The organism is Pseudomonas sp. CGJS7, from assembly GCF_036961695.1.
The window spans coordinates 1-7209 of record NZ_JBAMDI010000239.1 but is presented as its reverse complement, the minus strand read 5'-3'; the positions used below and the strand labels follow the sequence as shown (position 1 = coordinate 7209).

General features: G+C 59.7%; 6 protein-coding genes and 1 pseudogene. 5 read left to right on the top strand and 2 right to left on the bottom strand.

Annotation, left to right across the window (positions count from 1 at the left end; all coding sequences use genetic code 11):
* The first annotated feature begins 19 nt into the window (after nucleotides 1-19).
* From V7787_RS51815 to V7787_RS51795, 5 genes are all read left to right on the top strand, one after another.
* Nucleotides 20-949 carry a hydroxymethylglutaryl-CoA lyase gene (locus V7787_RS51815; protein ID WP_047605215.1) on the top strand — a complete coding sequence of 310 codons (930 nt, stop codon included), beginning with the start codon at nucleotides 20-22 and terminating at the stop codon, nucleotides 947-949.
* A 24-nt stretch (nucleotides 950-973) separates the two neighbouring features.
* Entirely contained in the window at nucleotides 974-2164 is a 1191-nt protein-coding gene (locus tag V7787_RS51810) for a CaiB/BaiF CoA transferase family protein (protein WP_336095291.1), read from the top strand.
* 12 nt (nucleotides 2165-2176) lie between these two features.
* Nucleotides 2177-2701, top strand: coding sequence for a gamma carbonic anhydrase family protein (locus tag V7787_RS51805; protein WP_014861744.1), 525 nt, complete (start codon nucleotides 2177-2179; stop codon nucleotides 2699-2701).
* Between the two features lie 68 nt (nucleotides 2702-2769).
* Nucleotides 2770-4086 (top strand): MFS transporter, encoded by a 1317-nt coding sequence (locus tag V7787_RS51800; protein ID WP_014756894.1) that lies wholly within the window; start codon nucleotides 2770-2772, stop codon nucleotides 4084-4086.
* Nucleotides 4087-4135: 49 nt separating this feature from the next.
* A complete protein-coding gene (locus tag V7787_RS51795; RefSeq protein WP_064493217.1) occupies nucleotides 4136-5416 on the top strand; it encodes an OprD family porin in 1281 nt (426 codons plus the stop codon).
* Between the two features lie 2 nt (nucleotides 5417-5418).
* On the opposite strand, the gene V7787_RS51790 is transcribed toward V7787_RS51795, so the two are convergent.
* Together V7787_RS51790 and V7787_RS51785 are read right to left on the bottom strand one after the other, a co-directional pair.
* The gene (locus V7787_RS51790; protein ID WP_104887693.1) at nucleotides 5419-6555 is read right to left on the bottom strand and encodes a DUF6708 domain-containing protein; all 1137 of its coding nucleotides are present in this window, start codon (nucleotides 6553-6555) and stop codon (nucleotides 5419-5421) included.
* Nucleotides 6556-7209: pseudogene (locus V7787_RS51785) on the bottom strand (T6SS effector BTH_I2691 family protein); the annotation flags it as partial.

Genomic DNA, 7209 nt, shown 5'->3' with positions numbered 1-7209 from the left:
TTCAGACAGAGAGACCGCGATGACAACAATAACAATCAATGAAGTCGGCCTGCGCGATGGCTTGCAGAGCCTGCAAGTGATCATGCCGACAGCAGCCAAACGCCGCTGGATCGACGCCGCTTACGGCGCCGGCGTGCGTCATATGGAAGTCGCGTCGTTCGTGTCGGCACGCTTGCTGCCGCAGATGGCCGATGCCCGCGAAGTGGTGGCCCACGCCCTCACGTACCCGGACCTGCAAGTAACCGTGCTGGCTCCAAACCTTCGTGGCGCAAGGGACGCACTTGAATCGGGTGCACACCGCATCGTCGCCCCGGTATCGGTGAGCACGGCGCACAGCCTGGCCAACGTGCGCCGCACGCCAGTGGAGATGGTCGAGGAACTGGGGCGCATGTGCCAGCTGCGTACTGAAATGGGCCTGCATGGGGTGCAAGTCGTGGCCGGCATGTCAGTGGCCTTTGGCTGCACCCGCCAGGGCGAGGTGCCGCTGGCTGACCTGTGTGCGTTGACCCGCCAGGTGATCGAAGCCGGTTGCGACCTGGTCTCCCTGGGAGACACCACTGGCTATGCCAATCCGGGCCAGGTAGCAACGGTGCTTCAGGCCGTACGGGAGATTGCAGGCGACCGTCTCAAGGCCGCGCACTTCCATGACACCCGGGGCCTGGCCTTGGCCAACAGCCTGGTGGCGGTGCAGCAGGGCATTGGGGAACTGGATGCCTCCCTGGCGGGCCTGGGAGGGTGCCCGTTCGCCCCTGGCGCGTCTGGTAATACCGTGACCGAGGACCTGGTGTTCATGCTGCAAAGCATGGGCTACGACACCGGCATCGACTTGCCTGCGCTAATCGAAACCCGGCAGGTACTAAGCGAAGCGCTACCGGGCGAGCCACTTTACGGCTTCATCGCCCGGGCCGGATTGCCGCTCAACTTCGCCAACACACACCGCCACGCCTGAATTGCCCGTAAGAGGAGCATCACAATGTCCAGACTTCCCTTGGACGGCATCCGTGTCGTTGAGATTTCGCATATGGTCATGGGCCCGACGTGCGGCATGATCCTTGGCGACCTTGGCGCCGAAGTCATCAAGATCGAGCCGGTACGCGGCGACGGCACACGCCGTTTGCTGGGCGCAGGGGCGGGCTTTTTCCGCACCTTCAACCGCAACAAACAATGCATTGCTGTCGATGTTGAAACGCCCGAGGGCCGTGAGGCCGTGCTGCAATTGACCGACACCGCCGATGTCTTCATCGAGAACTTCAAGCCCGGGCGTATGCAGAAGCTGGGTCTGAGCTACGACGCACTGTGCCAGCGCAATCCAGGGCTGATCTATGCCTCGCACAAGGGGTTTCTCAGCGGGCCATACGAAAACCGCCTGGCGCTGGATGAAGTGGTGCAGATGATGGCCGGTCTGGCCTACATGACAGGGCCGGTAGGGCGCCCGCTGCGCGCAGGCAGCTCGGTGAACGACATCATGGGTGGCATGTTCGGCGCCATTGGCGTGCTGGCTGCACTCAACGAGCGCCACAGCACCGGCAGGGGCCGTGAGGTGCAAAGTGCCCTGTACGAGAATTGCGTGCTGCTGGCTGCCCAGCATATGCAGCAGTACGTGGTCACCGGTGAAGCCGCAGCGCCGATGCCGAACCGCATCAGTGCCTGGGCCATCTATGACGTGTTCACTTTTGCCGGTGGCGAGCAGATGTTTGTCGCCGCCACAGGGGAAGGCCAGTGGCACGCGTTATGCCGGGTACTGGGGCAGACCGCTTTGCTTGATGACCCAACCCTTGGTAGCAATAACGACCGCGTGTTGCAGCGGCCACGGCTGCTGGCGCACCTGGCCGAGGTGTTTGCGCCGCTGGACGCCGGGCAGTTGGCGGTGCAGCTGGAAGCCAACGGCATTCCTTTCGCGCCGATCCGCCGCCCTGAAGAGCTTTTCGAGGACCCCCACCTGCTACAGAGCGGTGGCATGGCCGAGCTGCAACTGGAAGACGGCAGCCACACACCGATGCCGTTATTGCCGCTGTCACTGGACGGCCAGCGCCTGCAGCCACGGCGGGCGATCGCGCGGATTGGTGAGCACACCCGCCAAGTGATGCGTGAACTGGGTTACAGCGACGCGCACATTGCCCAGCTGTGTGCGGCGGGCGTGCTGAAAACAGACGACGCGGCTTGAGGAGGCCTTGAGATGGCGATCTACCAATATGACAACCTTGCACCCAACCTGCACCCGGAAACGTTCATCGCCGAGGATGCCAGCGTCATCGGCGACGTTACCCTGGAACAAGGCGTCAGTGTATGGCCGCAGGCCGTGCTACGGGGCGACAACGAAGCGATCCGTATCGGCCAGCACAGCAATGTGCAGGAGGGTGCTGTCTTGCATGCCGACCCCGGCTTTGCGTTGACAGTGGGGCAAGGTGTCACCATCGGCCACCAGGCCATGCTGCACGGCTGCACCATCGGCGATGGCGCGCTGATCGGCATTCAGGCGGTGGTGCTCAATGGCGCGGTCATCGGCAACAACTGCCTGGTGGGTGCAGGCGCCATCGTCACCGAAGGCAAGGTGTTTCCCGACAACTCGTTGATCCTGGGCGCACCTGCCAAGGTAGTGCGCGAGCTCACTGCCGATGCCATCGCCAGTATGCAGCGCAATGCGACCGAGTACGTCGCAAAAGGCCAGAGCTTCAAGGAAAAGCTGATCCGTATTCGCTAAAAAAACCTGCTGGTGGCGCCCTTCGAGGCGTCGCTGCTCTCCAATAATTACAAGAATGGAGATTCACCATGGTTGCTTTGACCGGCGAACTGGCGCGTGAGCGCAACGACAGTCACATCAATGAGCTGCTGCTATACCGCCGTGTGGCCTGGCGCATCATGCCGCTGGCTATCATCTGCTTCCTGTTCTCCTACTTCGACCGCATCAACATCAGTTTTGCGAAGACACAAATGCAGCAGGAACTGGGCCTCAGCGATGCCGCCTACGGCCTGGCCGCGAGCATGTTCTTCGTCGGCTACGTGCTGTTCGAAGTGCCCAGCAGTCTTGGCCTGAAACGCTACGGGGCTCCGGCCTGGATCTGCCGGATCATGGTGTCCTGGGGCCTGGCGACGGCTGCGCTGGTATTTGCCTATACCCAGTACACGCTGTACTTCCTGCGCTTTCTGATCGGCGTCATGGAGGCCGGTTTCGGCCCGGCGATCCTGTTTTACCTGGCATGCTGGTTCCCCCGCAAGCACCTGGCGAAGATGAATGGCCTGTGGTTCCTGGCGGTGCCGCTGGCCGGAGCGGTGGGTGGCCCGGCTGCGGGCTTTTTGCTGGGGACAATGGACGGCGTGCTGGGCCTCGCTGGCTGGCACTGGTTGTTCCTGATGTCCGGGCTGCCGTGTGTGCTGCTGGGCCTGCTGGTGCTATGGAAGCTGGACCGTGATATCGAGGCGGCGAAATGGTTGAGCCGCGAGGAGAAGGACCTGCTGGCGGAGAACCTTGCCCAGGACAAACGCACCGCAAAACCGATACTCGGCTCGATCTGGCGGGTGTTGCTGACCCGTGAAGTGGCGATCATGGCGTTTATCTACTACGTGGTCAAAACCGCGTCCTACGGGCTTAATTTCTGGATGCCGCACCTGATCAAGTCCTCGGGGGTGCAAGACATGCTGTGGGTTGGCGTACTGTCGGCATTGCCTTATGCGGTAGCGTGCATCGGCATGGTGTTGCTGACTCGCCACTCCGACCGCACCGGCGAGCGCAAGCGCTATCTGGTGTACTGCCTGCTGGCGGCCGCCGCCGGTTACCTGCTGGCGTGCCTGTTCTCCGACTCTCCCTTCGCGATGATGACCGCGCTGGTGCTGGCCACTGCGGGCACCTTTATCGCTATCCCGATCTTCTGGACCATTCCACAGTCGACGTTCTCGGGGCTGGCAATTGCCACCGGCACCGCCGCGATCAACTCGGTGGGACAGCTGAGCGGCATCGTTGCACCAGTGATGGTGGGCAAGATCAATGACCTTACCGACAGCACCTACATGGGCATGCTGTCAATCGCGCCGCTGATCCTGGTCGCATGCCTGGTGGTGATGCGTTGCGTGCGCAACCCCAAAAGCTGATTGGCGCTGAGTCTTCGAACAACAACAAGAATAAGCACAAGGCATACCAATGATCGTGATCTTTCGGCGAGCATCGCTGGTGCTCTCGGCGCTTTACTGCGCCTGTCAAACCGCCCAGGCTGCCTTTATCCATGACGGCAGTGGCAACCTGGAACTACGCAATTTCTATTTCGACCGCGACTTTCACGGTGACAGCGCCACGCAATCGCGGCGCAGTGAATGGGCCCAAGGCTTCATGCTGCGCTTGCAGTCTGGCTATACCGACGGCGTGGTTGGCTTTGGCCTGGACGCAGCCGGCATGCTGGGGCTCAAGCTGGACTCATCGCCTGACCGTAGCGGTTCCGGCCTGTTACCGCGAGGCAGCGACAAACGCGCCGCGGATGACTACGCCAAGGCCGTGGCTACCTTCAAGGCCAGGCTGGCGCAGAGCGAATTGAAAGCGGGGGGCCTGAGCCCGCAACTGCCATTGCTGGCGTCCAACAGCAGTCGCTTGTTCCCCCAGTGGTTCAACGGTGTGCAACTGGTGAGCAAAGACTTGGACCGGTTTACGTTCACCCTGCTGCAGGTGAATGCCACCAAATTGCGTGACTCCACCGACTATGAGGACCTGACCGCCATGGCGCAGCAAGGGGCCTATTTGGCGACGGTCACCAGTGATCGTCTGCGCTACGCCGGTGTCGATTACCAGCCGTTGAACAACTTGACCCTCAGCCTTCACACCAGTGTGCTCGAAGACCTGTTCCGGCGTGATTTTGCCGGTTTCAAGTTCAAGACCCGCCTTGGGCCGGGGGATGTGTTCACCGAGTGGCGCTGGTTCAATGCAAGGGAGCAGGGCCGGGCGTTGCTGGGCGGAGTCGACAATCAGACCCTCAGTACCAACTTCGGGTACAGCGTTCAGGGCCACACGTTCAGTGGCGGCTATCAGAAAGTGCGTGGGGATACGGCATATGCCTACGTGGGGGGCACCGATACCTACCTGTTCAGCGAACAGCAGGTCAGCACTTTTGCCTTGGCGAACGAACGGGCGTGGATGCTGCGTTACGACTTCAACTTTGCTGCCGTGGGCATCCCCGGGCTGACGTTCAACGTGCGTTATGTAAAGGGCGATCAGGTGGACCCGCAACGCATTGCCAGCGTCAAGGGCAGGGCATTGGCCGCTGGCGACGGAGAGGGGCGGGAATGGGAGCGGACTACGGATATCACCTATGTGGTGCAGTCGGGGGCGCTCAGGAATGTGTCGCTGCGTTGGCGCAATGCGACCATGCGCTCGAATTTTGCCGATGCAGCGGATGAGAACCGGGTGATCGTCGGGTACACGTTCGAATTCTGAATTCAGACACAATCTTCGTTGGGCGCAGCCGGTTTCGCTTGCGCTTTGGATCTGCGCGGTTTGCGTGGTTTTTTCGTCGGCCGCTTGCCGGGCTTGAGCTGCCAGCGGTCGGCGTTGGCGAGCAGGCGTGCCTGGATTGCGGGTGGGTAGTCGCTCAGGGTTGTCACGGGTGGGACGGGCTTGCCGGGCATGCCGGCCTCGCGGATGACCTTCGGCCAGCGCGGTCGCCAGCACAGCAGCAGGCTGAGCCAGTGGGCGGTGCCGATGATGACGAAAGCGGGCCAGACAAACAGCAGGACAACTTTGAACAGCCAGCTGCTCTTGCGGAAGAAACGCCCAAGCCCTTCGAACTGGGCGCTGAATGCCTGGATGGGTGAGGGTAGCTGGGTACTCAGGCGAGGGCGGGGGACGGCGTGTGGGCCTTCTTCCATGTAACGGCGGATGAATTCCCACTCATCACGCAGTTCGCTGCCGCCTTGGCCTTGTTTGCCGAGCAGGGCCATTTCCATGTGGGGCAGGCCGGTGCGGCTGGGGTGCCAGACCAGGCCGAGTCGCATGCCCATGCTGAGTGGGTCATCTTCTGGATATAAGCCAGTGCTCCCGGTTGTTTTCCAGGGGAAGGTGACGATTCCACCGCAATAGTGCGGTCTATGCAGATGAACTTGCTGGGTGTTCCGGTTGAAGCGGACAAGTAGGTGGCGACTGGTTAGTATTTCCAGTCTTGTCAACTGAAATCCATATTTGGCATATAAATAGTAGGTCATGCCACCGATGGATAGCATGTATATGCTAAACAGGATCGAGGTGGGGGAAATAAATTCAGGCTGAGTAATAGTGCTGTAAATTGAGCCAAGCGTTATATATAGCCATGCATAAGTCATCGGGCCCAAGCCGCCCAAGGTCATTAATGTAATAATTCCACGCTTTTCTTCCGAGCCGCCGCACCTCATTTCCATATAGGTATCATTGAAGGTGAATATAGGGCCGCGTGTGCGTGGGGTGCTGCTGACTGAGTTGAAGTGGATATCCTCGTTTAGTTCGCTTTCATATAGATCTACAGTTGTCGGCTTGTCTGCTGGCTTTGTATTCGCATTTTCTTGAGTCGATAGTTTCCAAAACCCCCATTCTATTAGATACATTTACAGTACCTCACTGAAGGCCGAGTGGAGATTTGCCAGTTCTTCTTCTTCGGTGAATGTGCTTGACTTTTTATCAATGCGATAAGTGCTACGTTTGCACCATTTTTCCAAGGCATCATCTTCAAATATGATAATGATTACCGTTAGTGCTAGACCTAGCCAGAAAGCGCCGAGGACCAGTCGTGCTAACATAAGGCGAGCAGTTGCTGTACCTAATGTACTGGAGAGCACGCTCAGTGACTGACTTAGCGCCCTTAAAAGTCGGTGTCTACCGTTTTGTGCCAAATACTCGAAAAGCGGGCGGGCTATTGCGATGGCAGTACCTAACTCGGCTAAAGACAAGGCTGACGTCGCCATTGCGCGTGTGAAATATGCGCCGCTCAATAAACGAGACTTTGTCAGTGCACTATCTTGAGAGTAATGCTGCACGCCATCCATAAAATCCCACCATGCCAGTATGAAACCACCTGTCCCAGCTAGACTGGCTCCCCAAACTTTCAAACGCCCTAAAGCGGCCGCTGCTCCTCGTCCGGTCACACTGTTCGCGCCGTACCGCGCGACCACCTGGTCCACATAACTGGCTCCAACTTCGAAGCCCGCCGCAGCCGTGGTCATCGCGGCCGCCAGGAGTTCGGTCTTCACCCGCGCATCACT